The sequence below is a fragment of the Nocardioides sp. NPDC127503 genome (assembly GCF_040302165.1).
Taxonomy (GTDB): Bacteria; Actinomycetota; Actinomycetes; order Propionibacteriales; family Nocardioidaceae; genus Nocardioides.
Genome location: NZ_JBEORH010000013.1, coordinates 22,921 through 48,541, shown reverse-complemented (window position 1 = coordinate 48,541; position 25,621 = coordinate 22,921). Strand labels below are relative to the sequence as shown.

Below are 25,621 nucleotides of genomic sequence, written 5' to 3'. Positions count from 1 at the left end.
CGGTCATCGAGCTTGTCGAGATGACGTCTCGCGCCCGAAATCTCGTGGTCTCGACAAGCTCGACCACCTTCAGCGGCGGCGCTTCTTCTTTCGAGACCCGCCCTTGGGCCCCTTCTGGCCGCCCTTCGGGACCGGCGGCCAATCTACCCGTGCGGGATCCGACCAAACCACCCGAACCGCGACAGTTGTCGTCTCCAAAACGCCTACACCGAGCTCTGAGACGGTCGGCGGCGCGCATCCCCACTTCTTCAGAGCCGGGTCGGCCTCGTCGATCTCCGCCTCGATGCTCGACCCCTTCATCGCGACGAGCGCACCGGTGGGGACGACCAACGGCATCGACCAGTCGAGCAGCTTGCCCAGGCCGGCGACGGCTCGCGAGGTCACCACGTCAAACCCGAGTTCACCATGGAAGGCATCCGCCCTCCCCCGCAGCACCGACACGTTCTCGAGCCCGAGATCCTCGGCGACCTCCTCGAGAAAAGTCGTACGCCGCAGCAGCGGCTCGATCAGCGTGATCTGCAGATCCGGGCGAGCGATCGCAAGGACCAAACCGGGGAGTCCAGCACCAGACCCGATGTCCGCCGCCGCGACCCCCTCAGGGATCACCTCCCCCAGCACCGCGCAGTTGAGGATGTGCCGATCCCACAGCCGCGGAACCTCCCGCGGTCCGATTAGACCCCGCACGACCCCCGCGTCGGCCAGCCAGGCGGCGTACCTCTCCGCGAGCTCGAGCCGATCAGCCGGAAACACCTTCTCCGCCCGAGGGTCGAGCTCCCCCAGACCACCCAAGTCCTCGCGTTCCTCGCTCACACACAAACTGTTTCACGTGAAACGCACAACCAAGAACTCCCGGTGGTCGAGCCTGTCGAGCCGCAGCGCCCCCGTACGCACAACGTCATCTCGACAAGCTCGATGACCGAACCCGGTGGTCGAGCCTGTCGAGACCACCACCCCACCGGTGGTCGAGCCTGTCGAGACCACCACGCCGTTGAACAGAGAGGTCTCGACAAGCTCGACCTCCAGACTGTCGGTGGTCGCGCTCATGATGAGGACATGGCTTACACATACATGCTTCTCTGCGCCGACCGAACCCTCTACGTGGGTAGCACGACCGACCTCGAACGCCGCATGACCGAGCACCGCGTCGGGCTCGGTTCGGAGTACACCCGGCATCGGCTCCCCGTGGAACTGGTCTGGTACGAGCAGTACGACAACGTCGAGCATGCGTTCATGCGGGAGAAGCAGATCCAGAACTGGAGTAGGGCCAAGCGTCTCGCGCTCATCAGAGGGCAGCTCGGCGAACTTCCACGCCTGGCCAACACATCGTCGACTCCACATCCCTGACCCACTCAGCAGCGAAGGTCATCTCGACAAGCTCGATGACCAGACCTCGGTGGTCGAGCCTGTCGAGACCACCCCATGTACATGCGGGACCTCGTAGGTGAGCCGGTGGTCGAGCTCGTCGAGACCACCGAACCTCCTCCCCACGCCACGTCATCTCGACAAGCTCGATGACCGGGATGCGGTGGTCGAGCCTGTCGAGACCACGAGATGTAGGCGCGCGCGGCGTCATCTCGACAGGCTCGATGACCGACTGGACCTGCTCCCTGAGACGGCGTGATCTCGACGGGAACGACCACCCGTTTCACGTGAAACCCACCCGGCTGGAGACGCCCAGAAGAACGTCAGCCCAACGAATCCGCAGAAGCGTTCGTAAAGGCGTCGTACGGGCGTGGGGTGCGCTAAAGTCCGCGGGCAGCCTCGTGAATCTGATGCAACCGCGCACGCTGCTTGAACGTCTTAGTCGTAGAACGTCGCACTCGGGGTGCGACTCCAGCGGCCCGTGCGACCGGGCCACCATCCATGACCCACGGAGCTGATGTGAACGTCCGTAGAACCCCGGTGGCGATCTTCCTCACCACCATCCTCGCCTTGGGATTCTCCCTGGGCTCGATCGCGGCGCCGAGCAGCGCCCAGGCCACTGCACCGTCGGCCTCCGTCGGGCAGATCGGGCTGCACACGGCGTACACCGTCCTCTACCAGCAGGGCTCCACCGGCCTCGGGGTGCGCAAGGTCCAGGCCCGCCTCAAGGAGCGACGCATCTACAGCGGCCGGGTCACCGGAAACTACGGCTCCAAGACGACCGGCGCTGTGAAGGTCTTCCAGCGCAACCAGCGTCTGGCCATCACCGGCAAGGTCAACCAGCGCACCCTCGACCGGCTCCGCTCGATGACGAGCACGCCGACCGACGCGGCGCTGTTCAACCTCGACCGTCGCTGCCTCACTGGCCGCGTGCTCTGCGTCGACAAGACCGACCGCCGGATGCGCTACGTACGCGCCGGCAAGATCGTCCGCGCGATGGACGCCCGCTTCGGTTGCTCCGACACGAAGACGCGCGAGGGCGCGTTCAAGGTCTACCGGAAGAGCCGCAACCACGTCTCCTCGATCTACCACACGCCGATGCCGTACGCGATGTTCTTCAACGGCGGCCAGGCGGTGCACTACTCGTCCGACTTCGCCGCCCGCGGCTACAACGGCTGCTCCCACGGCTGCGTGAACGTACGCAACAAGTCGTCCATCGCGTGGGTCTTCGACCAGATCCGCATCGGTGACCGCGTCGTCGTCTACTGGTCCTAGCCGCACCGGTGGTCGAGGCTGTCGAGACCACGTTCCACGTGAAACACCTTCACAAAGAGATCGCCCCTCGTGCCACACGGCACGAGGGGCGATCTCTTTGTGTCAGCGTCACTCAGGCAGGACGACCACGTAACGCCGCGGCTCGACACCCGAGGACTCCGAGGTCAGCCCGGCGGCGGCGACGGCGTCGTGGACGACCTTCCGCTCGAAGGGCGACATCGGCTTGAGCGAGACCGGGGCACCGGACTCCTTGGCCTTCGCGACGGTCTCATCGGCGAGCGCCATGAGCGTCGAGCGACGGTCGGCGCGGTAGCCACCGACGTCGAGCATCAGGCGGGACCGCTCGCCGGTCTCGCGGTAGACGGCGAGCCGGGTCAGCTCCTGGAGCGCGTCCAGGACCTCGCCGTGGCGGCCGACCAGCTGCTGCAGATCGCCACCGACGATCGAGACGGCCGCACGGTCGCCCTCGACGTCCATGTCGAGGTCTCCATCGAGATCGGCGATGTCGAGGAGCTCCTCGAGGTAGTCGGCCGCGATGTCACCTTCCTGCTCGAGCTGCTTGAGGCGCGTCTCTTCGCTGACCTCCTCCACAGCCTCGGTCTCGGTCTCGCTCACATCCTGAGTCGTCACTTGGTTCCCCCATCCTTCTGGGTCGTGGAGCGACCGGCGCTCGTGCCGGCCTTCTTCCGCTGGCTCCTGGTCTGGCTCTTGGGCTGGGCGCGCTTCGCAGGCCGCTTCTCGGCCGCAGCCTCGTTGGCCTCGGCGATGTCGATCTCCGCTTCGGGCAGACCCTTCTTGCGGCGCTTCTCCCGCTCGCGCTCCTGCTTGGCGTCGAACGCCGGCGTCCCCGGTGCGGGGTTGTTGCGGATCACGTAGAACTGCTGGCCCATCGTCCACAGGTTGGAGGAGGTCCAGTAGAGAATCGTCCCGACCGGGAAGGCGATACCACCGACGGCGAACACGACGGGCAGCACGTAGAGCAGCAGCTTCTGCTGCTGGGCGTACTGACCGGTCATGGCGTCGGCCGGCATGTTCTTCGACATCAGCTGACGCTGGGTGAGGAAGGTGGTCGCGATCATCGCGACGACCAGGAACCCGGTGAGGAAGTACGTGCTCATGTGGTCGGCCGTCGTGAACTGGTCCGACAGCAGCGAGCCGAGCCAGGTCGACGTCGCGAACTCGTGCGCGGCGGCGTCGCTCAGGAAGCCCTTGCCGACACCGTCCGAGGCGTGCTCGAGCATGCGGAACAGCACGAAGAAGATCGGCATCTGCAGCAGCAGCGGCAGGCAGGACGCGAACGGGTTGGTGCCCGAGTCCTTGTAGAGCTTCATCGTCTCGTTGGCGAGCTTCTCGCGGTCGTGACCGTACTTCTTCTGCAGCTCCTTGACCTTCGGCTGCAGCAGCTGCATGTTGCGGCTGGAGTTGATCTGCTTCACGAACAGCGGGATCAGCAGCGCGCGGATGGTCACGGTCAGGCCGACGATGGCCAGGGCCCACTGCCAACCTTCAGACGGAATGACGTACGAGAACGCCTTCTGCCAGACGAGCAGGATGCCCGAGATGGCGTAATACAGCGGTGTTGCGATCCATCCGAACAGATCGCCTATGGCTCCCACGGAATCAGGCTCCTCGGTTTGGGGAGTCCGCACTTACGCGGACCAGGTCAGGGGTTTTGGTCGGTACGGGATCGAAGCCCCGGGTCTTGGCCCAGGGGACGCAACGGGCCAGACGGCGCGCCGTCAGCCAGCTCCCGCGCCAGGGGCCGTGCGTCTTGACGGCCTCGAGCCCGTACGCCGAGCACGACGGGTAGTAGCGGCACACGTCGCCGTAGAGCGGACTGATCAGAGTCCGCCACACGTGAAGCAGTCCGATCAGGACGGACGCGACCAGGAGGTTGATCTTGTCGAGACCGCCACGTACGACGCGGACCGCAGTGCTCATCGGAGCACTCGCTCCAGGCAGCGCCGCAGGTCGGCGCCCAGGGCGTCGTAGTCTGCCTCGGCTGCAGCAGGAAGCGCACGGACCACAAGCACAGCAGAGCCCGGGAGTCCGCTCAGGGACTCCCGGGCCTGGTGACGCAGTCTGCGCTTCACGCGATTCCGGACGACGGCCGGACCGACGGCCTTGCTCACCACGAAGCCCACCTGCGGCTCGCTCTCCCGGTCGGCAGCTGAGCCGGTTCCGGGGACGAGCAGATGGACCACCAGGCTCTTCGAGCCCGCGCGCTTGCCCCGTCGTACTGCTTCTTTGAAGCCCGACGAATCGACCAGTCGGTGGCGACGTGGCAACACGCGCGTGGTGGCTGAGGCCGCGGCCTCAGACGGTCAGGCTCTTGCGACCCTTGCCGCGGCGCGCAGCGAGGATCGCGCGGCCGGCACGGGTGCGCATGCGCAGGCGGAAACCGTGCGTCTTGTGACGGCGGCGGTTGTTCGGCTGGTAAGTACGCTTGCTCACGGGTGCTTCCTTAGTTGTGTGGTGGCCGGCGTCGCTCTGCCGGCTGGTCTGATGGGGTCGCCCTCGGTGGTTCCAGGCGGGCCGTTTCAACAAACACCGCCCGTCCGCGCCTCGGCGACCAAGGCGTGGACATGCGGCGCCCGTAGATTCGACGGACCTAGTAACGGTACGTGGACGGCGAAACCAGGGTCAAACTCGCGCCCTATCACACGCCTGTGATTCGCCCTCCACCTGTGGAGGACGGGTTGCCCGTGACCCTCGCCAACCGGTAGTTTCGTCCTCTACCGAGGTTTCCCTGCACATCGTCAGGAGCATCGGCCGCATTCGGGGGGATGCCACGCAGGGAACTTGTTTTCCCGCCTGACCTGCCGAAACGGTCGGATTCTCGAGGACGGCGAAGTGTCTCGGTGGATCTCCGATGCCTACATTCGGGGATGCTCCACAGCTTGTGGAAAAGTCTGTGGAGGATGTAGACCAGACCGCTGCATCAATCCAGGCTGCATCAATACAAGACCACCACCCGAGCCATCAGGGAAGGCAGGAACCTGTGGAGCACTCCGGCCTCGCGCCAGAACCACAGCCAGATCTCCAGTCCGCATGGACGAAGGTGGTCGCCGAGCTTCCGCCGAACCAGCGCGCCTGGCTCCGGGACAGCGAGCCTCTCACCCTGCACGGGTCGACCGCGATCGTCGAGGTCCCCAACGACTTCACCCGCAACCAGATCGAGGGCCGCCTGCGCGGCTCCCTAGAGCGGTCGCTGGGCGAGATCTTCCATCGCGAGATCCGCATCGCGGTCACCGTGAACCCCGATCTCGACGTCACCCCGGATCCCGACACCCAGGCGATCATGATCTCCGAGAGGGAGATCGCTGCGGCGGATGCTGCCGCCGCTGCTGCACTTCAGCAGCAGTCGCCCTTCCCGAACCAGTCGGCGTTCCCACATCAGTCGGTATATCCGCCCAACTCGCCCGGCCTGATCCCCGGCATCCCGCCGGCGCCCGCGCCGCACGAGGACGCGGGCGCGCCCGCGGCGTACTCGGCGCCGCAGGCCCCCATCGCTCCGCCACCCGCTCAGCAGCCGGCTCCGCCTCACGACGACGCGCGTCCTGGATATGGCGACATGTCGACAAATCCACCGGTGCCTCCGGTGGCCCCCGTCGAGGAGCCGGTTCCGCCGCGTCCGCTCGTCCCAGGTCCGCCCACGCGGGCGAGCGAGCCGAGCCACAACGTCCTCGAGACCCGGCTGAACCCGAAGTACACCTTCGAGACCTTCGTCATCGGGTCCTCCAACCGGTTCCCGCACGCAGCCGCGGTCGCGGTCAGCGAAGCGCCGGGCAAGGCCTACAACCCGCTGCTCGTCTACGGGGAGTCCGGTCTGGGCAAGACCCACCTGCTGCACGCGATCGGTCACTACGTGCGGAGTCTCTACTCCGGGGCGAAGGTGCGCTACGTCAGCTCGGAGGAGTTCACCAACGAGTTCATCAACGCGATCCGCGACGACCGGCAGGACCGGTTCAAACGGCGCTACCGCGATGTCGACGTCCTGCTGATCGACGACATCCAGTTCTTGGAGGGGAAGACCCAGACGCAGGAGGAGTTCTTCCACACCTTCAATACGCTCCACAACGCCAACAAGCAGATCGTGCTCACCTCCGACCGTCCGCCCAAGCGGCTCGAGGCGCTCGAGGACCGGCTGCGCAACCGGTTCGAGTGGGGTCTGATCACCGACGTCCAGCCGCCTGACATCGAGACTCGCATCGCGATCCTTCGGAAGAAGGCCGCCATGGAACGGCTCACCGCGCCGCCGGACGTGCTCGAGTTCATCGCGAGCAAGATCCAGACCAACATCCGTGAGCTCGAGGGTGCGCTGATCCGGGTGACGGCGTTCGCCAACCTCAACCGGCAGGACGTCGACCTGACGCTGGCCGAGATCGTGCTCAAGGACCTGATCCCCGAGGGCGGCGAGCCCGAGATCACCGCCGGCCTGATCATCGCCCAGACCGCGGCGTACTTCGGACTGTCGATCGACGAGCTCACCGGGCCCTCGCGCGGGCGTCATCTCGTGATGGCCCGGCAGATCGCCATGTATCTGTGTCGTGAGCTCACCGAGGACTCCCTGCCCAAGATCGGCAAGCACTTCGGCGGCCGCGACCACACCACCGTCATGTACGCCGAGCGCAAGATCAACCAGCTCCTCGCCGAGCGCCGGGCCGTCTTCAACCAGGTCTCCGAGCTCACCAACCGCGTCAAGATGCAGGCCCGCCAGGCCTGACCGAACCAGCAGTCGTACGCGGCCGCCGCCCCTTCCGGGCCGGCGGCCGTTTCGCATTTTGGGCTGTATCGCGTTTTGAGATGGTCAAAACCCACAGGACGAGATTTCCCAGGTTGTCCACAGCCCACAGGCTGGGTGGAACCTGTGGAGAACCGGCCGTTCAAATGGGATGGAAAAGGGGATGGCCTGTGCACAAAACACTCGAACGGGCCCACAACTCTCCACAGCCCACAGTGACGTGCGTCATTTCAGCATGGCGTCCACATCCCCTGTGGAATCACATTTCCGGGCGTGACCTGGGAAGACGCCGGTCATCCACATTTCCCACAGATGCTCTTACGACGTACGAAACTATTTACATCCATGGATCCTCGGTGAAATTCCACGAACGCCCTTCCCTGGGGACAACCCACTCGGCGAGCTGAGTCCACAAGCACGCCTGTGCAGACCCGACACCGCTGAGCGCTTACCGGTTGTCGGCGGTCCGTGGCAGGATGCGTACTCCAGGTCATGTCAACGCGGGGGCGTTCCGGAACCGGTGTCGTCTCCCCAAAGGGTGGAGCACAGCCCGGACCGCATGTCCTCAAACGCCCCGATGTCGAGTTAGAAGAAGGACAGGTCATCGTGAAGTTCCGCGTCGACCGCGACGTGTTCGCGGATGCCGTCGCCTGGGCTGCCCGCAGCCTTCCGGTCCGCCCCAGCACCCCGGTGCTCTCAGGTCTGCTGATCGAGGCGGGTCACGAGGGCCTGGTGCTCTCGACATTCGACTACGAGACCTCCGCACGGGCGACCCTGTCGGCCGAGGTCGCCGACGAGGGCAAGGCACTGGTCTCGGGCAAGCTGCTCGCCGACATCTGCCGCAGCCTTCCGGCCAAGCCGGTCGAGATGGTCACCGACGGCTCCCGCGTCTCGCTCACCTGCGGGAGTGCACGGTTCAGCCTCCAGACGATGCCGGTCGAGGACTACCCGACCCTGCCGGAGATGCCGACCGCGGCCGGCACGGTGAAGTCGGAGCTCTTCGCCCATGCCGTCGCCCAGGCCGTGACCGCAGCCGGTCGCGACGACATGCTTCCGGTGCTGACCGGCGTACGGCTCGAGATCGAGGGCTCCACGATCTCGCTGCTCGCCACCGACCGCTTCCGGCTCTCCCACCGCGAGCTCGAGTGGAACCCGGCGACTCCTGACGAGAGCCTGGCCGCCCTGGTGCCGGCGAAGGTGCTCGGTGACACCGCCAAGTCGCTGACCAGCGGAAGCGAGGTCACCCTCGCGCTGTCCACCACCGGCACCGGCGAGGGCATCATCGGGTTCGAGGGCGCGGCCGCGGGTGGCGTTCGCCGCACCACGACGCGCCTCCTCGACGGCGAGTTCCCGAAGGTGCGCAGCCTCTTCCCGGCCGAGCACCTCACCACCGCGCTGGTCGACAAGGCCTCCCTGATCGAGTCGGTCAAGCGCGTCGCGCTGGTCGCCGAGCGCAACACCGCGGTCCAGATGGTCTTCGAGGACGGCGTGCTCACCCTCGACGCCGGCTCCGGCGACGAGGCCCAGGCGTCCGAGTCGATCGAGGCGACCATGGAGGGCGAGGGACTGACCACCGGGTTCAACCCGCAGTTCCTCCTCGACGGGCTGCAGGCCATCGACCAGCAGGTCGTCGAGCTCGCCTTCACGCAGGCTCCGAAGCCCGTGGTGATCAGCGGCAAGCCGGCCGAGGGCGGCGAGGAGCCGGGGTTCCGCTACCTGCTGATGCCGCGGCGCCTGCTCTCCTGATCCACTTCCGCTCACACCTCGCTCGTAGGGTGGTCTCGACAAGCTCGACCACCGGATCTGAAGGAACTCGCATGCACATCGGACTCGTCGGCCTCGGCAAGATGGGTGGCAACATGCGCACCCGGCTGCGGGAGGCAGGTCACACCGTCGTCGGATACGACCGCAACCCCGACCTCGCTGACGTGGCGAGCCTCGCGGAGCTGGTCGAGGCGCTGCCCAGCCCCAAGGTGGTCTGGGTGATGGTGCCGGCCGGTGACCCGACGCGTTCCACGATCGCCGAGCTCAAGGAGCTCCTCGGCGAGGGCGACCTGGTGGTCGACGGCGGCAACTCGAAGTACACCGACGACGCCAAGAACGCCGCGAGCCTCGCCGAGAACGGCATCGGCTTCGTCGACTGCGGTGTCTCCGGCGGCGTCTGGGGCCTGCAGAACGGCTACGCGCTGATGTACGGCGGCTCCGACGAGGACGCCGCCAAGGTGATGCCCGCCTTCGAGGCGCTCAAGCCGACCGGCACCGAGGACGGACTGGTCCACTGCGGTGTCACGCCCGGCGCCGGCCACTTCTCCAAGATGGTCCACAACGGCATCGAGTACGCGATGATGCAGGCCTACGCCGAGGGCTGGGAGCTCCTCGACAAGGTCGACATCGTTGACAACGTCCCGGAGATCTTCGCCTCGTGGCGCACGGGCACCGTCGTACGTTCCTGGCTTCTCGATCTTCTCGTCGACCAGCTGCGCGCCGACGAGCACCTCGACAAGATCAAGGGCTACGCCGACGACTCGGGCGAGGGCCGCTGGACCGTCGAGGCAGCGATCGAGAACGCCGTCCCGATGCCGGCGATCTCGGCCTCGCTCTTCGCGCGGTTCGTCTCGCGCCAGGAGGACGACCACGCCATGAAGGCGATCGCCGCTATGCGCAACGGGTTCGGTGGGCACGCGGTGATCTCTGAGTCGGAGGCCTGAGTCCTCGACTCGGGGCGGTGGTCTCGACAAGCTCGACCACCTAGATGGCGGGGATTGCTCCGGTCATGGTGAGGATCAGGCGTACGGCGCCGTAGGCGACGAAGAGCGCGAAGAAGCCGAGGATGAACCGGCTTCGCACGAGCTTGTCGAGGTCGGCAGGGCGTCTGCGGGTCAACCGGGCGCGCACGGAGACCACGGCCAGGGCGATGATCGCCAGGATGAGCACCGGTCCGAACCAGTTGCTCGCCAGCGACGAGCCGATGTCGCCGTGCATCAGGTAGACCCACGACCGGGTCAGACCGCAGCCGGGGCAGGGCAGCCCGGTGAGGGCACGGAACGGGCAGAGCACCGGACCGTCCTCGATGCCGCCGGCCGGCAGGAGCGCCGCGATCACGATCCCGCCGACGCCGATGGCGGCGGTGACCTCCGTGGAGCTCACCGCCGCAATGCGCTGATGCAGGTCAGGCGAGGGGTTTGCCGTCGGCATCCGGGAACTTTCGCACGATGACGAGGATGATGTCGATGATCGTCCAGATCCCGAAGCCACCACAGGTGATCAGCTTGAGGACGCCGAGGCCGATCTGTCCGACGTAGAACCGGTCGACGCCGAGCGAACCCAGGAAGATCGAGAGCAGCAGGGTGACGAGCCACTCGCGGCTCGAGAAGACGCCCGGGATCTGTTTCACGGGAAACCACTGCTGGTCGGTGCCGAGGCTGGCCGGGGTGTCCGCCTTGATCTGGCCCGCGGCCGCCATCTGGGCGAGCTGCTGGACTGGGTACGGCCCGTGGACCTGGCCCATCACCGACAGATAGAAAGGTCCGGCCGGCTCGCTATAGGCGGGTTGCCCTGGAGGCGGGCCGTACGGGTTGGGAGACTGGGTCATGCAGGCACCTTAACGAGAGAGGAAACACGATGTACGTCTCACACCTCTCTCTTCATGACTTCCGCTCCTATTCGAGCGTCGAGGTCCCGCTGGAGGCGGGCGTGACCGCGTTCGTCGGGCGCAACGGCCAGGGCAAGACCAATCTGGTCGAGGCGATCGACTACCTCTCCCGCCTGCAGTCCCACCGGGTCGCCACCGATGCGCCGCTGGTCCGGGCCGGCGCCGAGCAGGCGGTCGTGCGCGCCGCCGTCGTACGTGACGGTCGCACCGCGACGCTCGAGGTCGAGATCAACGCCGGCCGCGCCAACAAGGCCCGGATCAACAAGAGCCCGCTCCCCCGCACCCGCGACCTGGTCGGCCTGGTCCGTACCGTCGTCTTCTCCCCCGAGGACCTGACCCTCGTCAAGGGCGACCCGTCCGACCGGCGGCGCTTCCTCGACGACCTGATGATCCTGCGCGCACCTCGTCTGGCAGGCGTACGCAGCGACTACGACCGCGTTCTCAAGCAGCGCAACTCGCTGCTGAAGACCGCCGGCCTCGCGCGCGGCTCCGCTCGCGAGGGTGCGCTCGCCACCTTGGCCGTCTGGGACGACCACCTCGCCGCGATCGGCGCCGAGATTCTCGCCCAGCGGCTCTCCCTGGTCGAAGCGCTCAAGCCGTACGTCGGCAAGGCCTACGAGACGGTTGCCCGCGGCGCGAGCCGCGACGACGCCGAGATCACCTACAAGTCGGTGGTCGAGCCGGTGGTCGATCCGGTGGTCGAGCTTGTCGAGACCACCACCCCGAGCGTGGATTCGCTTCGTCTAGCGATCCTCGCCGAGCTCGCCCGACGCCAGAAGGACGAGCTCGACCGCGGGATCAGCCTGGTCGGCCCCCACCGCGACGATCTGCTGCTGTTCCTCGGCCACGGTGCCGGCGCCGAGCGTCTCCCGGTGAAGGGCTACGCCAGCCACGGCGAGTCCTGGTCCTTCGCGCTGGCGCTCCGGTTGGCGGCGTACGACCTGCTGCGCGCCGACGGCGACGACCCGATCCTGATCCTCGACGACGTCTTCGCCGAGCTCGACAGTCAGCGCCGGGTCCAGCTGGCCGAGCTCGTCGCCGACGCGGAGCAGGTCCTGGTCACCGCGGCGGTCCCCGAGGACGTACCCGCCGCTCTCGCCGGTGCGCGCTACCACGTCACGGCAGGCGAGGTGACCCGCGGTGAGTGACGAGGACCCCGAGGTGGTCGAGCCTGTCGAGACCACCGCCGAAGGCGGTGAGGAAGAACCCGAGAAGCGCGCCGACGGCCTCGACCTGGCCCGTTCCCTGACCCGGGCAACAGCGAAGATGCCCGCCCCCAAGGCAGGGATGCGGAAGAAGCGGCGTACGCCGGACAACGCCACCCGGCGCGGAACGGTCTCCGGTGCCCGGCCCGATGACCGCGACCCCCAGCTCATCGACTCGGTGGTGAGCCGGATGGTCAACGACCACGGTTGGGACACCTCGCTGCGCGTCCACGGCGTGATGGCCCGCTGGCCCGACATCGTCGGCGAGGAGATCGCCGACCACACGACTCCCGAGTCGTACGCCGACGGCAAGCTCTCCGTACGCACCGACTCGACCGCCTGGGCCACCCAGCTCAAGCTGTTGGCTCCGACCCTGGTGAAGCGTCTCAACGAGGAGCTGGGTCACGGAACCGTCCTCCTCATCGAGGTGCTCGGCCCCCATCTGCCCTCGTGGAAGAAGGGTCCTCGGGGCCTACGCGACGGCCGCGGGCCCCGCGACACCTACGGCTGAGAGCCCACGCGAGGGTGGGGCGTGAACACGTGTTCGACGCTCAGTGCGTGAGCCGCGATCTGCCGCTCTAAGCGCCCCGCGGACGTATAGGGACTCACCGAGCCCCCTGCTGGGGGCGCAGAGACACCGTCAGGAGACGCACAGACGCTCATTTCGAGCACAGTTCCCCCTCAGGAACGGCGGCGTGCGTGGAATCCGGGGTTCTACGGGGTAATATAGGGATTGGGTCGATCGTCCTAGGTTTTAACCTCCCGGCGCTGGTCGGCCCGTTGCATGCCCGACCGACACCATGTCCGATTCCGGACCGAAATGACAGGTGGATCGCACCGGTGACCGCTGCCGACCAGACGACTCCTATGCCGGACGACAAGACCACAGACGGAGTCGAATACGACGCGTCTGCCATCCAGGTCCTCGAAGGACTCGAAGCGGTCCGCAAACGACCGGGTATGTACATCGGCTCGACGGGTGCCCGCGGCCTGCACCACCTGATCTGGGAGATCGTGGACAACGCGGTCGACGAGGCGCTCGCCGGCTACTGCGACACCATCAAGGTGACGCTCCGTGACGACGGCTGGGTGAGCGTCTCCGACAACGGCCGAGGCATCCCGACCGACACCGCGGCCGGCCAGGAGATCCCCGCCGCGACGCTCGCGCTGACCGTGCTGCACGCCGGCGGCAAGTTCGGCGGTGGCGGCTACAAGGTCTCCGGTGGTCTGCACGGCGTCGGCTCCTCCGTGGTGAACGCGCTCTCGACCAACCTCCACATGGAGATCAAGAACCGTGGCCGCCTGTGGGAGCAGGAGTTCACCAGCGGCGTACCCGACTACGACCTTCGCGAGGTGCGCGAGCTCGAGGAGGGCGAGCGCACCGGCACGACGATCTCGTGGAACGCCTCGAGCGACATCTTCGAGTCGACCGACTACAACCTCGAGACCATCTCGAGCCACTTCCGCGAGACCGCGTTCCTCAACAAGGGGCTGCGGATCGAGCTGCGCGACGAGCGTCCGGAAGCCTCCGCCATCGCCGAGGCCGTCGAGGACGGCACGAGCGAGTCCGACACCGACAGCGCCGACGAGCTGCACAGCTCGGGCAACGGCGAGCGGGTGCTGGAGCAGTCCTTCTACTACGAGCGCGGTCTGGCCGACTACGTCGACCACCTCAACAAGCGCAAGACCCCGGTCTCCAGCATCATCGCCTTCGAGACGGAGACCGACGAGAAGGCGTCCAACCCGATGAGCGTCGAGATCGCCATGCAGTGGCAGGCGTCCTCCTACAACGAGTCGGTCCACACCTTCGCCAACACGGTCAACACCCCCGGCGGCGGCACCCACGAAGAGGGCTTCCGCGCCGCGCTCACCACCCTGATCAACCGTTGGGGCGAGGAGTGGGGTCTGATCAAGAAGAAGGAGGACCGGCTCACGGGTGACGACATCCGTGAGGGTCTCACCGCGATCATCTCGGTGAAGATCAGCGAGCCGCAGTTCGAGGGTCAGACCAAGGACAAGCTCGGCAACACCGAGGTCAAGGGCTTCGTGCAGGGCGCAGTCAACGACCGGCTCGGCGCCTGGCTGGAGGAGAACCCGGCCGAGGGCAAGGAGATCATCCGCAAGTCGATGGCCGCAGCCTCGGCCCGGATCGCGGCCCGCAAGGCCCGCGACCTGGCCCGCAACCGCAAGGGCATCGGCGGCGGTGGCGGTCTGCCCGGCAAGCTCGCCGACTGCCAGTCGACCAACCCCGAAGAGTGCGAGATCTTCGTCGTCGAGGGTGACTCCGCGGGTGGCTCGGCCAAGTCCGGCCGGGACCCGCGCATCCAGGCGATCCTCCCGATCCGAGGCAAGATCCTCAACGTCGAGAAGGCCCGGATCGACAAGGTGCTGGCCAACCAGGAGGTCCAGTCGATCATCTCCGCGCTGGGCACCGGCGTGCACGACGACTTCGACATCAACCGGCTGCGCTACCACAAGATCGTGATGATGGCCGACGCCGATGTCGACGGCCACCACATCAACACGCTGCTGCTGACGCTGCTGTTCCGGTTCATGAAGCCGCTGATCGAGCAGGGCTACGTCTACCTCGCCCAGCCGCCGCTCTACCGACTGCGCTGGAACAAGCCGGCCGAGCACGAGTTCGTCTACTCCGACGCCGAGCGCGACGCCCTCATGCGTGACGGCGTGGAGCAGGGCAAGAAGCTGCCCAAGGAGAACCCGGTCCAGCGCTACAAGGGTCTGGGCGAGATGAACGCCGACGAGCTGTGGGAGACCACGATGGACCCCTCGCAGCGGCTGCTGCTGCAGGTCACCCTCGAGGACGCTGCCCACGCCGACGAGATCTTCTCCATCCTCATGGGTGAGGACGTCGCCGAGCGACGCTCGTTCATCCAGCGCAACGCCAAGGACGTCCGATTCCTCGATATCTGAGTCTCGCCGAGGCCCTAGATACCGATAGACGCACGCAGAAAGTGAAATCGTGACCGAGACTCCTCCGGAAGGCTCCGGGCAGACCGCTGCCGGTGGCCGGATCGAGACCGTCGAACTCCAGGCCTCGATGCAGTCGAGCTACATCGACTACGCGATGGCCGTCATCGTGGGTCGGGCGCTGCCCGACGTACGTGACGGGCTCAAGCCCGTCCACAGGCGCGTCCTCTACGCGATGTACGACGGTGGCTACCGTCCCGACCGCGGGTTCTCCAAGTGCGCCCGTGTCGTCGGTGAGGTGATGGGTAACTACCACCCCCACGGCGACTCGGCGATCTACGACACCCTGGTCCGACTGGCGCAGCCGTGGGTGATGCGCAACCCGTTGATCCACGGCCAGGGCAACTTCGGTTCGCCCGGTAACGACCCGGCCGCGGCCATGCGTTACACCGAGTGCCGGATGGCACCGCTGGCGCTGGAGATGGTCCGCGACATCACCGAGGACACCGTCGACTTCGGGCCCAACTACGACGGCCGCTCCCAGGAGCCGGCGATCCTGCCGGCCCGGTTCCCGAACCTGCTGGTCAACGGCTCGGCCGGCATCGCGGTCGGCATGGCGACCAACATCCCGCCGCACAACCTGCGTGAGGTCGCCTCCGGGGCCAAGTGGTCGCTCGAGCACCCCGACGCGACGCGCGAGGAGCTCCAGGACGCGCTGCTCGAGCGGATCAAGGGCCCCGACTTCCCCAACGGCGCGCTGATCGTCGGCCGCGAGGGCATCGAGCAGGCCTACCGCACCGGTCGCGGCTCGATCACCCAGCGTGCGGTGATCGAGGTCGACGAGGACGCCAAGGGCCGCACGAACCTGGTGATCACCGAGCTCCCCTACATGGTGAACCCGGACAACCTCGCCCAGAAGATCGCCGACCTGGCCGACACCGGCAAGGTGCAGGGCATCGCGGACGTCAAGGACAACACCTCCTCCCGCACCGGGCAGCAGCTCGTGGTCGTGCTCAAGCGCGATGCGGTCGCCCGTGTCGTACTCAACAACCTGCTCAAGCACACCGAGCTGCAGACCAACTTCTCCGCCAACATGCTCGCGTTGGTCGACGGGGTGCCGCGCACCCTTGCCCTCGACCAGTTCATCTCCAACTGGGTCGAGCACCAGATCGACGTCATCCGGAGGCGTACGGCATTCCGGCTGCGCAAGGCCGAGGAGGACGCCCACATCTGGCGCGGCCTGGTCAAGGCGCTCGACCAGCTCGACGCTGTGATCGCACTGATCCGCTCCTCCCCCGAGGTCGATGACGCTCGCCAGGGCCTGATCCGGCTGCTCGAGATCGACGAGGTCCAGGCCAACGCGATCCTCGACATGCAGCTGCGTCGCCTTGCGGCGTTGGAGCGGCAGAAGATCGTCGACCGTCTGGCCGAGCTCGAGGTCATCATCGCCGACCTCGAGGACATCCTCGCCAACGTCGCCCGCCAGCGTCAGATCGTCGGCGACGAGCTCGACGAGATCGTCGCGAAGTACGGCGACGACCGCCGCACCCAGATCATCGCGGCCGACGGCGACCTCTCCATGGAGGACCTCATCCCCGATGAGGAGCTGGTCGTCTCGATCACCCGCGGTGGCTACGCCAAGCGCACCCTCGCGGGTGAGTACCGCACCCAGAAGCGCGGTGGAAAGGGCGTACGCGGCGCCACCCTGCGCGGCGACGACGTGGTCGAGCACTTCATCTCGACCACCAACCACCACTGGCTGCTCTTCTTCACCACCGCCGGCCGGGTCTACCGGATCAAGGCCTACAACCTGCCCGAGGCGGCGCGTGACGCCAAGGGCGGTCACGTGGCCGGGCTGCTCTCGTTCCAGCCGGACGAGTCGATCGCCCAGGTGCTCGCGATCCGCGACTACGAGCAGGCGCCCTACCTCGTGCTGGCCACCCGCTCCGGTCTGATCAAGAAGACGCGGCTCGGGGACTACAACTCGCCTCGTCAGGCCGGCGTCATCGCGATCAACTTCCGCGAGGACGACGACGAGCTGATCGGCGCCGAGCTGGTCAACTCCGAGGACGACATCCTGCTGGTCTCCCGCAAGGGTCAGGCGATCCGGTTCCGCGCCGACGACAACCAGCTGCGGCCGATGGGCCGGGCGACCTCGGGTGTCACCGGCATGAAGTTCCGGGAGAGCGACTCGCTGCTGTCGATGTCGGTCATCCGGGCCGAGCACGTCGCCGCCGAGATCGCGGCCGGGCTCTCCGAGGCCAACGAGGACACCGCCGACGTCGCGGCTCCTGTCTCCGGTGCCGAGTCGCCGGACGAGGTCAAGGAGCAGTTCGTCTTCACCATCACCGACGGTGGTTTCGCGAAGCGTACGAAGATCTCCGACTACCGGCTGCAGTCCCGCGGCGGTCTGGGCATCAAGACGATGGCCCTGGCCAACGCCGACCGCGGCGGCCTGGTCGGTGCGTTCATCGTGGTCGACGGCGACGAGATCCTCTCGATCACCGCGACCGGTCAGGTCGTACGCAGCCCGATCAACGCCGACTTCCGGGCAACCGGTCGCTCCACCCAGGGCGTCAAGTTCGTCTCGCCCAAGAAGGGTGACTCGGTCGCCGTCGTGGCACGTTCCGTCGAGGCCCGCGAGGTCGACGATGACGTAGTCACCGGGACAGAGATTGCGGATGATGTAACAATCGGGGAAGACGGCGAGCACGGAGCGCCGTCCGAGACCACGACGGAAGATGAATCCTGATGACGGACCGCACCGCCGACCGCACGACTGGGGGAGTCGCGATGACCGAGCGGAACGAGACCGCACAGCCGGTGACCCAGCGGATCACGGACACGGTCGCCAACGCGGCCAGGCGTACGACTTCGGCCGTGGCCTCGACCGCCCGCACCTCCGGCCCCGCCGGCGCGGAGCGGGACGCGGTCAGCGGCTCGGCCCGCCGGGCCCGCCTGAGCCTGAGCCGCATCGACCCCTGGTCGGTCATGAAGATGGCCTTCCTGCTCTCGATCGCGCTCAGCGTCGTGGTGATCGTCGCCGTCTTCGTGATCTGGTCGGTACTCGGTGCCGCCGGTGTGTGGGACTCGATCAACCAGGCGGTCCAGGACGTCGTCGGTGACTCCAGCGCCGGCTGGAACGTGCAGGACTACCTCGGCCTCCCCCGCATCATGGGATTCACCATGGTCGTCTCGGTCGTCAACATCGTCCTGATGACCGCCGTCGCCACCCTCGCCGCGTTCCTCTACAACATGGCCGCCGCGCTCCTGGGCGGCGTGGAAGTAGAGCTCACCGAGAACTGAGCCCAACTCGAACCCGCAACCTGGGGAGGGTTGTCCGAACACCGTTCGGATGGCCCTCCCCAGGTTCATTTGTTCACGGGGCAGCTTTGGCCACAGCTCTGCGGTGTCCCGCTCCAGCCGTTCCTGATGAGGATCCGTCCTACGCGGGCCGCTGTCTGGCACGGGGTGTCGAACACCTGGTGGAACCGCAGGCGCGCTGTCACCGCCCCGAGCTCTGCGAGATCGTCCAACGAACGGTCGGCATCACGGGCCTGGTCGTGCCAGGAGTCGTGGCCGAGCGCGCCATCGAGCTCGACCACCAGTGCGTACCCCTCGTACTCGATGTCTCGGAACTGATTGCCCGAAGCACCGATCCGGGGCGACTGGCGGCGTCCCGCAGGGAGACCGTGCGCCCGCTCGACCTTGGTGAGGTAGCCGTGCTCGAGCACCGAGTGGGTGCCGGTTGCGAGGTCCTCGACCAAGCCCTGAATGAGTTTTCGGCGGCGTAAGGAGTGCGCGCGGTTCAGGGCTTCCTGGAGCGTGGCCGCGGTGACGTAGGACCGGCTCGCCACCTCGGCGACTCGTGCGATCGCATCGATCTCAGACCTGGCTTCGTTCGCCATCGCCAGGGCGTTGTCCTCGACCTTGAGGCGCGGTGGAGTGCCTCCGTAGGCCTTGCGTTCGAGGTCGCGCATCCGGTGGACGACGATGCCAGGCTGAGGCATCACCTTGCGGGAATGATCGATGGCGACGTGGATCGGGCGACGGTCGTCGCGCCCGCGCGGAGCTTCGAGGCTGTCGCGGCACAGCAGAGCGGGAGCCGCGTAGAGCACCGCAGCCCACGCCCGCTGCTCCCAGGTGAGTGGCCCGGTGTGGTTGATGTAGACGCGCGGGTGCACCCGGCGGAGCTCGTTGCGGCGTACGGACCTCTCGATGTCGATCCTGCTCAGGCCGCCGGCGGTGAGCTGGGCATAGGTCGCGACGCCGTCCTGCATCCGTCGCTGAGCATCCAGCATCCGCGCCGCATCCTCGCGCGCGACGATCGCCTGCAGGTCCTCCGAGTCGGACATGTTGGCACCCTAACCCTGGGGAGGTCTGTCCGAGCCTGGTTCGGACAGACCTCCCCAGGGTCGATGGGGTCTCATCGTTTTGGCGCCCCGGGCAGCAGCCGGGTAATGTTTCCTCTCGCCTGCTGGTAGGGGCTTCCACCCTCCAGTTGGCGCCTGCGCTTATAGCTCAGACGGTTAGAGCACCACACTGATAATGTGGGGGTCGGAGGTTCAAGTCCTCCTAAGCGCACCACATCTTTCCGCAGGTCAGAGGCTCCCATCGGGGGCCTCACCTTCGTTTTCGGGGCTGTCATTCTCATCAGATGCCCCCAGGGTGCCCCCGAGCCTCTCAGCGGAGGTCCAGAGGTTGTCATCGACGAGGTGGCCATATAGGTCCATCGTCATGGCCGCCGAGGCGTGCCCCAGGATCCGCTGGAGCACCTTGGGGTCAGCGCCAGCAGCCAGCCAGAGCGAGGCGCAGGTGTGGCGGAGATCGTGAACGCGCAGCGTCGGCCGATTGATCCTCTTGACGGCATCAGACCAGCCGACTGACCGCTTCCAGTTCCGCTCAGACAGCGGTCCACCCTTAGGAGCTGCAAAGATCCAGGCTCCCGGCTCCTTGCCCTCACACCACCTGTCGAAGATCGGCACCAGGTCGGCCACGAGCGGCACCGTTCGAGAACGCTTGCCCTTCGGGATGTCCTCGTACAGAGTGCCGGTCTCCATGCTCGACATGACGGTTCGCTGCACCCGGATCCCCTGACCAGGAACCTGCACACGATCACCCACCTTGAGCCCGGCGAGTTCACTCCACCGGAGACCAGCCAGCGCGAGCACACGCACTACATCGCCGTACTCGCTATCGCAGGTGTTCGCGAGTTCCTCGACTTCCCTTCGAGTCAGAAATTGACCCTCGCGCCGAACCTTGCCGGTCGTCGGTGCAGCAACCTGGGCAGCCGGGTTCTTGGTGATCCGTCCGTCCCGAACGGCGTAGTCGAGCAAGTTACGGAAGACCGCCAGGTGTCGCGAGACCGTCGACTGTGCAGCACCAGCAGCGACCAGACGACCGACCCACGTAGCAACGTCGGCCGGGGTGATCGAGGCGACAGGACGCTTGCCGAACTTCGGTGCGATGTGAAGGCGCCAGGCAGCCTCTTCCAGAGCGCGAGTCTTGCGCTTGATCGCATGGCGAGAATCCAGCCAGTCGACCGCGACGACGGAGAGAGCGACCTGTCCCCGGCGAGGATCGTGCCACTCCCCCAGGCGAAGGCGTCGCTTCTGGTCTGCTTCCCAGTCCTCAGCGTCACGCTTCCGGTCGAAGACGGAGGTAGCGACCTCGACCCCGTGGTGTTTCACCCGTGCCCGGTAACGGACCTTGCCGCTGGGCGTGGTGTACCGCTGAACGCTCATGCTGCTACCCCCTGCTCCTGCTGCTCAGCCACCCAGGCGAGGACGGCGGAACGCTGCCACGAGAGGCGACGACCGATCTTGACTGCCGGAGCGAACCGGCCCTCCTGGCGAAGCCACTTGATCGTGATGACGGGGACCCGCAGGAAATCGGACACCTCGTCAATGGTCATCAGCGGCTCCATGCTGCCAATCTCTGCACTCATTCGATCTTCCCTTTCATCGGTTGCTGTTATTGGTCTGGGCTTTCCATTGGTCGTATTCGCGGGCGCGGGCTGCAGCGGCCAGGGCGAGGGTTTCGTCTCCGGGTGAGGGCCAGCCGATGCCGTCGAAGGTCCAGTTGCCGATGACGAGGGTTGTTTCTTCGTCGGCGAGTAGCCAGGCGTCGAGTTCGCCGAGGTCGAGCAGGATTGCGCGGGCTCGTTCGTCGTGTTCGGCAGCGGCGCGGAGTTCGGCGTAGCGTGCGCGTGCTCGGCGGAGCCGTCCGAGGCTGATGGAGTAGCGGCGCGACTTGGTCGAGAAGTGGCCCCGGAACCCGAGCATGTGAGCCCACTTCCCGAGCAGGTCGTAGGGGTTGGCCGGTTCGGTCTTCTTGGCGTCGGCTTTCCGGGCGCCGTTCTTGATGCCGTAGTGCTTCATGGCGCGCATGGCCAGCTGGTGACAGCGAGCGCTCATCGCGGCCAGGTGCGGCCGTTGCGTGTCGGCGGAGCGGATCGAGTTGGCGTCTTTGGTGGCGTACTTGGCCAGATAGCCCGCGACCTGCTCAGGGACCAAGGGACTGTCTGGGTCGTCGGTGCGGTGCCCGTCACGGACCACACGGATGTCGAGTTGCTTACCCCAGCGCAGCAGCCGGGCGACGTCGTTGTTGTCGACGGGTGGGGCCTCGAGCTTCGTTGCGACGGCGGCGTGATCGACGAGGCCGGCCAGGGCGTGGCCATCGAGCGGGGCCGGCGAACCGGGACCGTCAGGACCGTCGAGCCGGATGAGTGCGTGGAAGTGGACCAGGCCACGGGCTTGGTATTCGGCGACCTTGGCGAACTGCACCGCGGCGTGCTTCTTCAACCGGGACTCTGGGACACCGAGAGCACGAGCAACGGCGCGGCGCAGTTCGATGGTCAGGCGTCGCCACAACTCGGGGGCGTGCCACTGCCAGATGATCGCGCTGTCGGTGTCGTGACACTCGGGGCAGAATGGCGCGCCAACGATCGAGTCGTCTTCGTTGTGGCGCGCCATGCACGACACGGGCCGACCGTGCTCACAGCGGGCACCCCGGTCACGGTTGCGGGGGCGGCAGCGGGAGCTGTTCTTGAAATGGGTGTGGACCGGACCGAACGAGGGCGCGGTGAACGTGGCGAACAACAGCGGGTTATCTGCCACGGTGGCGGGGATCGTCTTACCGCCGACGAGACCAGCGTTGATCATGGCGAACGTGTCGCGGGCGTAGGTCCTGGAGCAGGCCGGGCAGACCTCGGCGCGGCGGTTGCCGCAGGGTCGGAACAGGACCCCGAGCGGGGCATTCGCGGACGCGTAGGTGCCGACGAGATCCCCGCTAGCGAGGTCGTAGGTTTCCGACGAGCCTGTGAGCCGGATGGGGTGAGCGCAGTTCCCGACCGAGGCGAGGGTTTCGGCGAAGGCGTCGAAGGTGCCGTCACGCCAGCGGGCGAGCATCCCGGCTGCTTGGTCGGGGGCGAGTCCGGGCAGATCCAGCGGCGCACCCTCCCCGTACCCCGGGAACCCCGAGGCGGAGGGTGCGTCACTGTGGATGCCCGGTGCATCCATGGTCGAGATGATCACGCGGCAGCACCTCGCATGGCAGCGGCGTGGCCGGGGCGAGCAGTGCGGAGGGCTGCGGCAGCAACGTGGATGTTGGGGTAGATGTTGGCGTTGAAGCCTCCCCAGCCGGGGCAGCCAGGGGCGCAGCGTCGCCAGTAGTGGCCGCAGGCCAGGATCAGCGGGCAGCCGTACTCGTCGCTCACACAGACCGGCACGGTGTTGGACGTGGCGTTGGTCTTCATGCCGCACCGTCCAGGAGTGCAGCCGCGGGGCGGGTGTCGAGCAGGTCGAGCAGGTCAGCAGGCTCAGGGGCACGGTCGACCCCGGCCCACCATCCACCCGTGGCCTTGGAGGAACGGGCGTAGGCGGCACAGGCGAGCCGGACTGGGCAGCCCGCGCAGGTCTCCCGCATCAGGTCGACCAGGACCGTAGGAGTCTCGATCTCGTCGGTAGTCCAGGGCAGCCCGCGAGCCTCCCGAGTCGCACAGGCAGCGTGTTCCATCCAGGCCGGGGTACTCATCGCGCACCCCCATCGGTCAGGGAGAGCTGCATCCCGGGAAGTGCGCCGGGGGCATCGTCTGGGGCAGCGTTGGGGATGGTCGCCAGATCGGGGGTTGCTGGGTAGAGCGAGGCCAACTGCCGGATGAGTTCATCGGGCCAGTAGTCGGCCCGTACGCGGTCGGTGGAGCCGTCCTCGTCGATGATCCAGGCGGTGCCCTGGGCAGCCTTCAAGATCCGGTGCGCGGATGCCTGGGCGGCCATGCCGTCACCGAGGACCATGTTGGTTTCCATGGCCGAGCGGACCCGCAGAGCGATGGTCTGGGTGAACAGGCCGCGCATGTCGATGACCTCTTTGCGGGGGTCCTGGACGAACGCGACCACGACGACGCCCACGGCGCGGCCGATGGAGAGGAGCCGCTTGAGGAGCCGTTCGGCCTCCTTCTTGATCTCGTTATCGGCGTACGCCGTCAGCGAGGCCAACTCATCGATGAGCAGCAGGTAGAGCGGGTCACCCGGGCCAGGCTTGTGGTTGCGAGAGACGCCGCGCAGTTCCTCAGTCCGAGCGTCAGCGATCGCTACGAATTCGCGCAAAATCTCGACCGCCTGCTCACCCTTGACGGCAATCTTGGTGAACAGCGGGGCACCCATGGTCAACTCCATGCCGCCCTTGAGGTCGATCCCGTAAGCCCGGACCGCGTCGACCGCGATAGCCGGCGACAGGGAGCCGACGATGCCCCACAGGAACGAGCCCTTACCGGCACCGGAGGCACCCACGACGAGGGTGTGGCGCTGCTCGATCTGCAGGTGGAACGGCTTGCCGTTCTGACGGCGACCGAGCAGGACCGTCTCAGTCTGCATCCGAGGCTCCGGCATCGTGGCCGTGTTGGGCTTGGTGATTAGGTCCCGCATCACGAGCTCGAACATCACCGTCGACCCCGCGCGGCGCTTGGCGGGGTAGACCCGGTAGGAGTCGGCTGAGTAGGTGGCCGCCAGTTTGGGGGCGAACGCTTCGAGGTCGGCCAGGGCCTGACCGCGACGGGTGCGGACCTTGAGAGTCACCGAGTGCGAGGAAGTGATGACCCTCTTCAACCTCGGGTCGCGCCACTTCTCAATGGATTCCTCCCCGACGCCCATTCGCTTGACGCGCTTGGTGCGGCGCTTGGAGAGGCCGGACTCACGGGCGAGGCCCTTCCAGGTGATCCGGAAGGCCAGCCACCACCAGGCCCGGCGGACCAGCATCACGACCCACACGAGCGCGGCCAGGGTCGGCTTTCGGGTCGGTTTGATCGCGACCAGGACCGCAACCGCCAGGGCGAGCAGGCCGCCGAGGGTGTAGACGAGTGTTTCGTTCATGACGTGCTCCGTTCCGAAGTGTTGGAGACCCGCCAGCCGCCACGGCTTCCCTTCCGCAACGGCCGGCGGGCGAATGTGGGGTGTGCTCACAGACCCGCCGCCTTGCCGCGACAGATGGAGCACACCGGGGTGGAAAGGTCGGGGTAGTCCCACGTCCAGGCGGTCCCGGCGTTGGGTTGCCCGCACAGGGTGAGATCGGCGTTGAGCCCGGCGTAGTGCGCGGGGTCGGACCCATCGCCGATCCACACCAGGTAGAGGCTCACGCCGCCACCGTGTCCTCGGCAGGGATCCGCTCTGCTGCTTTGACCTCGACCCAGCAGGCCGCCTGTCGGGAGCCTTCGTGTGCCCAGCCCTGCCAGGTGTGCCAGACCCGTTCGGGGTCGTTTGCATGGGCGGGGTTCATGTCGTCGTGGTCGAGTTTGGACAGGTGCAGGTCGGTGGCCAGTGCCTCAGCGTCCGTGAGCGTCTTGACGTGGACGTCGAGGGTGACGATCGGGATCGAGTCGGACCCGATCCACATACGGTCGTTGCCGACGCGGAGACCGAGGACCTCGACGTCCGGCAGCAGGATCAGGAGCTCTGCCACCCATGCCGCTTCGTGCGAGTTGACGCCCATCACGCGGCCGCCTTCGAGCCAGCAGCAGCACCGGCAGCGGGCTTGCGAGCCGCACCGGGAGCGTCCATCCCCATGGCCGTGAGCGACCACATCAACTTGGGGCGGTTGCCGGAGTCGTCGATCCACGGGACACCGACCAGCTCGGTGAACTCGACCGGGACGAACGGGAGCCCGGCCTCGTTCTTCGGGGGCACCGGCTGGTGCGTGGCGAGAATCTTGACGTTGACCGTCTTCTCGTTCTTCCCCGCCTCGGGGTCGGGGTCGAGGACCGGCACGGTCCAGGTCGGGAGGCCGGTCTCCTTGTCGATCTTCTGCGGCCGGGTCCCGTCCGGGAGCGGGGCCTGGTCCCAGTCCTGGACCGGCTCGACCGCGCCCACGATGAACGCGCCTGCCGGGAAGACCTGCTCGATGGTGAGGTTCATCCTCCGCTGAATCGCCATGACTAGTTCTCCTTGGTTCTGCGTAGCGACC

Annotated in this window: 29 protein-coding genes and 1 tRNA gene; 11 read left to right on the top strand and 19 right to left on the bottom strand. The window is 66.9% G+C overall.

Translation table 11 applies throughout. The annotated features are described in order from the left end of the window. Positions 1–69 precede the first annotated feature (69 nt). The gene (gene rsmG, locus ABTW65_RS25385) at positions 70–810 is read right to left on the bottom strand and encodes a 16S rRNA (guanine(527)-N(7))-methyltransferase RsmG (RefSeq protein WP_350665364.1); all 741 of its coding nucleotides are present in this window, start codon (positions 808–810) and stop codon (positions 70–72) included. A 12-nt stretch (positions 811–822) separates the two neighbouring features. Continuing rightward, complete coding sequence (locus ABTW65_RS25380; protein ID WP_350665362.1) at positions 823–1,044, bottom strand: hypothetical protein; 222 nt, start codon at positions 1,042–1,044, stop codon at positions 823–825. Positions 1,045–1,053: 9 nt separating this feature from the next. On the opposite strand from ABTW65_RS25380, the gene ABTW65_RS25375 reads away from it, so the two are divergent. Together ABTW65_RS25375 and ABTW65_RS25370 are read left to right on the top strand one after the other, a co-directional pair. After that, the gene (locus ABTW65_RS25375) at positions 1,054–1,344 is read left to right on the top strand and encodes a GIY-YIG nuclease family protein (protein WP_350665359.1); all 291 of its coding nucleotides are present in this window, start codon (positions 1,054–1,056) and stop codon (positions 1,342–1,344) included. A 537-nt stretch (positions 1,345–1,881) separates the two neighbouring features. Beyond that, the gene (locus ABTW65_RS25370; RefSeq protein WP_350665357.1) at positions 1,882–2,637 is read left to right on the top strand and encodes a L,D-transpeptidase family protein; all 756 of its coding nucleotides are present in this window, start codon (positions 1,882–1,884) and stop codon (positions 2,635–2,637) included. 108 nt (positions 2,638–2,745) lie between these two features. Here ABTW65_RS25370 and ABTW65_RS25365 read toward each other — a convergent pair whose 3' ends face one another. Genes ABTW65_RS25365 through rpmH form a run of 5 tightly spaced genes read right to left on the bottom strand, consistent with a single transcriptional unit; the run spans position 2,746 to position 5,091 of the window. Then, positions 2,746–3,267, bottom strand: a complete 522-nt coding sequence (locus ABTW65_RS25365; protein ID WP_502890669.1) for a Jag family protein — start codon at positions 3,265–3,267, stop codon at positions 2,746–2,748. After that, positions 3,264–4,253, bottom strand: coding sequence for a membrane protein insertase YidC (yidC, locus tag ABTW65_RS25360; protein ID WP_350665355.1), 990 nt, complete (start codon positions 4,251–4,253; stop codon positions 3,264–3,266). Before yidC ends, ABTW65_RS25365 begins: the two co-directional genes overlap by 4 nt. A gap of 4 nt (positions 4,254–4,257) precedes the next feature. Then, positions 4,258–4,578, bottom strand: coding sequence for a membrane protein insertion efficiency factor YidD (yidD, locus tag ABTW65_RS25355; RefSeq protein WP_350665353.1), 321 nt, complete (start codon positions 4,576–4,578; stop codon positions 4,258–4,260). Beyond that, positions 4,575–4,928 (bottom strand): ribonuclease P protein component, encoded by a 354-nt coding sequence (gene rnpA / locus ABTW65_RS25350; protein ID WP_350665350.1) that lies wholly within the window; start codon positions 4,926–4,928, stop codon positions 4,575–4,577. The genes yidD and rnpA overlap by 4 nt, the downstream gene beginning before the upstream one ends. A 25-nt stretch (positions 4,929–4,953) precedes the next feature. Continuing rightward, the gene (gene rpmH / locus ABTW65_RS25345) at positions 4,954–5,091 is read right to left on the bottom strand and encodes a 50S ribosomal protein L34 (RefSeq protein ID WP_091044043.1); all 138 of its coding nucleotides are present in this window, start codon (positions 5,089–5,091) and stop codon (positions 4,954–4,956) included. A gap of 547 nt (positions 5,092–5,638) precedes the next feature. On the opposite strand from rpmH, the gene dnaA reads away from it, so the two are divergent. The 3 genes from dnaA to gnd all read left to right on the top strand — a co-directional run bounded on the left by dnaA (position 5,639) and on the right by gnd (position 10,089). Then, positions 5,639–7,363 carry a chromosomal replication initiator protein DnaA gene (gene dnaA / locus ABTW65_RS25340; protein ID WP_350665348.1) on the top strand — a complete coding sequence of 575 codons (1,725 nt, stop codon included), beginning with the start codon at positions 5,639–5,641 and terminating at the stop codon, positions 7,361–7,363. 624 nt (positions 7,364–7,987) lie between these two features. After that, complete coding sequence (dnaN, locus tag ABTW65_RS25335; protein WP_350665346.1) at positions 7,988–9,127, top strand: DNA polymerase III subunit beta; 1,140 nt, start codon at positions 7,988–7,990, stop codon at positions 9,125–9,127. A 29-nt stretch (positions 9,128–9,156) separates the two neighbouring features. Further along, positions 9,157–10,089, top strand: coding sequence for a phosphogluconate dehydrogenase (NAD(+)-dependent, decarboxylating) (gene gnd, locus ABTW65_RS25330; RefSeq protein ID WP_350665344.1), 933 nt, complete (start codon positions 9,157–9,159; stop codon positions 10,087–10,089). A gap of 40 nt (positions 10,090–10,129) precedes the next feature. On the opposite strand, the gene ABTW65_RS25325 is transcribed toward gnd, so the two are convergent. Next, positions 10,130–10,528 (bottom strand): DUF2752 domain-containing protein, encoded by a 399-nt coding sequence (locus ABTW65_RS25325; protein WP_350665341.1) that lies wholly within the window; start codon positions 10,526–10,528, stop codon positions 10,130–10,132. A gap of 22 nt (positions 10,529–10,550) precedes the next feature. Next, entirely contained in the window at positions 10,551–10,973 is a 423-nt protein-coding gene (locus ABTW65_RS25320; protein WP_350665339.1) for an NINE protein, read from the bottom strand. Positions 10,974–11,002: 29 nt separating this feature from the next. Here ABTW65_RS25320 and recF point away from each other — a divergent pair, with 29 nt between their 5' ends. The 5 genes from recF to ABTW65_RS25295 all read left to right on the top strand — a co-directional run bounded on the left by recF (position 11,003) and on the right by ABTW65_RS25295 (position 18,472). After that, positions 11,003–12,181: a DNA replication/repair protein RecF gene (recF, locus tag ABTW65_RS25315; RefSeq protein WP_350665337.1), complete on the top strand. Its 1,179-nt coding sequence runs from the start codon at positions 11,003–11,005 to the stop codon at positions 12,179–12,181. Next, a complete protein-coding gene (locus ABTW65_RS25310; protein WP_350665335.1) occupies positions 12,174–12,749 on the top strand; it encodes a DciA family protein in 576 nt (191 codons plus the stop codon). The genes recF and ABTW65_RS25310 overlap by 8 nt, the downstream gene beginning before the upstream one ends. 356 nt (positions 12,750–13,105) lie before the next feature. Continuing rightward, complete coding sequence (gene gyrB, locus ABTW65_RS25305; RefSeq protein WP_350665518.1) at positions 13,106–15,169, top strand: DNA topoisomerase (ATP-hydrolyzing) subunit B; 2,064 nt, start codon at positions 13,106–13,108, stop codon at positions 15,167–15,169. A 49-nt stretch (positions 15,170–15,218) separates the two neighbouring features. Next, positions 15,219–17,918 (top strand): DNA gyrase subunit A, encoded by a 2,700-nt coding sequence (gene gyrA / locus ABTW65_RS25300; protein ID WP_350665334.1) that lies wholly within the window; start codon positions 15,219–15,221, stop codon positions 17,916–17,918. Continuing rightward, positions 17,918–18,472 (top strand): DUF3566 domain-containing protein, encoded by a 555-nt coding sequence (locus ABTW65_RS25295; RefSeq protein WP_350665332.1) that lies wholly within the window; start codon positions 17,918–17,920, stop codon positions 18,470–18,472. The genes gyrA and ABTW65_RS25295 overlap by 1 nt, the downstream gene beginning before the upstream one ends. Positions 18,473–18,537: 65 nt before the next feature. Here ABTW65_RS25295 and ABTW65_RS25290 read toward each other — a convergent pair whose 3' ends face one another. Beyond that, positions 18,538–19,521 (bottom strand): type IV toxin-antitoxin system AbiEi family antitoxin domain-containing protein, encoded by a 984-nt coding sequence (locus tag ABTW65_RS25290; RefSeq protein ID WP_350665330.1) that lies wholly within the window; start codon positions 19,519–19,521, stop codon positions 18,538–18,540. A gap of 155 nt (positions 19,522–19,676) precedes the next feature. On the opposite strand from ABTW65_RS25290, the gene ABTW65_RS25285 reads away from it, so the two are divergent. Continuing rightward, a tRNA-Ile gene (locus ABTW65_RS25285) sits at positions 19,677–19,753 on the top strand. Between the two features lie 14 nt (positions 19,754–19,767). Here the strand turns inward: ABTW65_RS25285 and ABTW65_RS25280 are convergent. The 9 genes from ABTW65_RS25280 to ABTW65_RS25240 all read right to left on the bottom strand — a co-directional run bounded on the left by ABTW65_RS25280 (position 19,768) and on the right by ABTW65_RS25240 (position 25,590). Continuing rightward, entirely contained in the window at positions 19,768–20,910 is a 1,143-nt protein-coding gene (locus ABTW65_RS25280; RefSeq protein WP_350665327.1) for a tyrosine-type recombinase/integrase, read from the bottom strand. After that, the gene (locus tag ABTW65_RS25275; protein WP_350665325.1) at positions 20,907–21,113 is read right to left on the bottom strand and encodes a helix-turn-helix transcriptional regulator; all 207 of its coding nucleotides are present in this window, start codon (positions 21,111–21,113) and stop codon (positions 20,907–20,909) included. The genes ABTW65_RS25280 and ABTW65_RS25275 overlap by 4 nt, the downstream gene beginning before the upstream one ends. 13 nt (positions 21,114–21,126) lie before the next feature. Further along, a complete protein-coding gene (locus ABTW65_RS25270; protein WP_350665323.1) occupies positions 21,127–22,701 on the bottom strand; it encodes a replication initiator in 1,575 nt (524 codons plus the stop codon). Further along, the gene (locus ABTW65_RS25265; RefSeq protein ID WP_350665321.1) at positions 22,698–22,922 is read right to left on the bottom strand and encodes a hypothetical protein; all 225 of its coding nucleotides are present in this window, start codon (positions 22,920–22,922) and stop codon (positions 22,698–22,700) included. Before ABTW65_RS25265 ends, ABTW65_RS25270 begins: the two co-directional genes overlap by 4 nt. Continuing rightward, the gene (locus ABTW65_RS25260) at positions 22,919–23,182 is read right to left on the bottom strand and encodes a WhiB family transcriptional regulator (protein WP_350665318.1); all 264 of its coding nucleotides are present in this window, start codon (positions 23,180–23,182) and stop codon (positions 22,919–22,921) included. The genes ABTW65_RS25265 and ABTW65_RS25260 overlap by 4 nt, the downstream gene beginning before the upstream one ends. A 14-nt stretch (positions 23,183–23,196) precedes the next feature. Beyond that, a complete protein-coding gene (locus ABTW65_RS25255) occupies positions 23,197–24,534 on the bottom strand; it encodes an FtsK/SpoIIIE domain-containing protein (protein WP_350665316.1) in 1,338 nt (445 codons plus the stop codon). A gap of 86 nt (positions 24,535–24,620) precedes the next feature. After that, the gene (locus ABTW65_RS25250; RefSeq protein WP_350665314.1) at positions 24,621–24,797 is read right to left on the bottom strand and encodes a hypothetical protein; all 177 of its coding nucleotides are present in this window, start codon (positions 24,795–24,797) and stop codon (positions 24,621–24,623) included. Beyond that, positions 24,794–25,150, bottom strand: coding sequence for a hypothetical protein (locus tag ABTW65_RS25245; RefSeq protein WP_350665312.1), 357 nt, complete (start codon positions 25,148–25,150; stop codon positions 24,794–24,796). The genes ABTW65_RS25250 and ABTW65_RS25245 overlap by 4 nt, the downstream gene beginning before the upstream one ends. After that, a complete protein-coding gene (locus ABTW65_RS25240) occupies positions 25,150–25,590 on the bottom strand; it encodes a plasmid replication, integration and excision activator (RefSeq protein WP_350665310.1) in 441 nt (146 codons plus the stop codon). The genes ABTW65_RS25245 and ABTW65_RS25240 overlap by 1 nt, the downstream gene beginning before the upstream one ends. Positions 25,591–25,621: the final 31 nt, after the last annotated feature.

Coding starts and splice junctions, on each gene's coding strand:
- ABTW65_RS25380 (WP_350665362.1), bottom strand. CDS start 1,044: ATGAGCGCGACCACCGACAGTCTGGAGGTCGAGCTTGTCGAGACCTCT.
- ABTW65_RS25375 (WP_350665359.1), top strand. CDS start 1,054: ATGGCTTACACATACATGCTTCTCTGCGCCGACCGAACCCTCTACGTG.
- yidD (WP_350665353.1), bottom strand. CDS start 4,578: ATGAGCACTGCGGTCCGCGTCGTACGTGGCGGTCTCGACAAGATCAAC.
- ABTW65_RS25320 (WP_350665339.1), bottom strand. CDS start 10,973: ATGACCCAGTCTCCCAACCCGTACGGCCCGCCTCCAGGGCAACCCGCC.
- recF (WP_350665337.1), top strand. CDS start 11,003: ATGTACGTCTCACACCTCTCTCTTCATGACTTCCGCTCCTATTCGAGC.
- gyrB (WP_350665518.1), top strand. CDS start 13,106: ATGCCGGACGACAAGACCACAGACGGAGTCGAATACGACGCGTCTGCC.
- ABTW65_RS25295 (WP_350665332.1), top strand. CDS start 17,918: ATGACGGACCGCACCGCCGACCGCACGACTGGGGGAGTCGCGATGACC.
- ABTW65_RS25290 (WP_350665330.1), bottom strand. CDS start 19,521: ATGTCCGACTCGGAGGACCTGCAGGCGATCGTCGCGCGCGAGGATGCG.
- ABTW65_RS25280 (WP_350665327.1), bottom strand. CDS start 20,910: ATGAGCGTTCAGCGGTACACCACGCCCAGCGGCAAGGTCCGTTACCGG.
- ABTW65_RS25275 (WP_350665325.1), bottom strand. CDS start 21,113: ATGAGTGCAGAGATTGGCAGCATGGAGCCGCTGATGACCATTGACGAG.
- ABTW65_RS25265 (WP_350665321.1), bottom strand. CDS start 22,922: ATGAAGACCAACGCCACGTCCAACACCGTGCCGGTCTGTGTGAGCGAC.
- ABTW65_RS25260 (WP_350665318.1), bottom strand. CDS start 23,182: ATGGAACACGCTGCCTGTGCGACTCGGGAGGCTCGCGGGCTGCCCTGG.
- ABTW65_RS25255 (WP_350665316.1), bottom strand. CDS start 24,534: ATGAACGAAACACTCGTCTACACCCTCGGCGGCCTGCTCGCCCTGGCG.
- ABTW65_RS25245 (WP_350665312.1), bottom strand. CDS start 25,150: ATGGGCGTCAACTCGCACGAAGCGGCATGGGTGGCAGAGCTCCTGATC.
- ABTW65_RS25240 (WP_350665310.1), bottom strand. CDS start 25,590: ATGGCGATTCAGCGGAGGATGAACCTCACCATCGAGCAGGTCTTCCCG.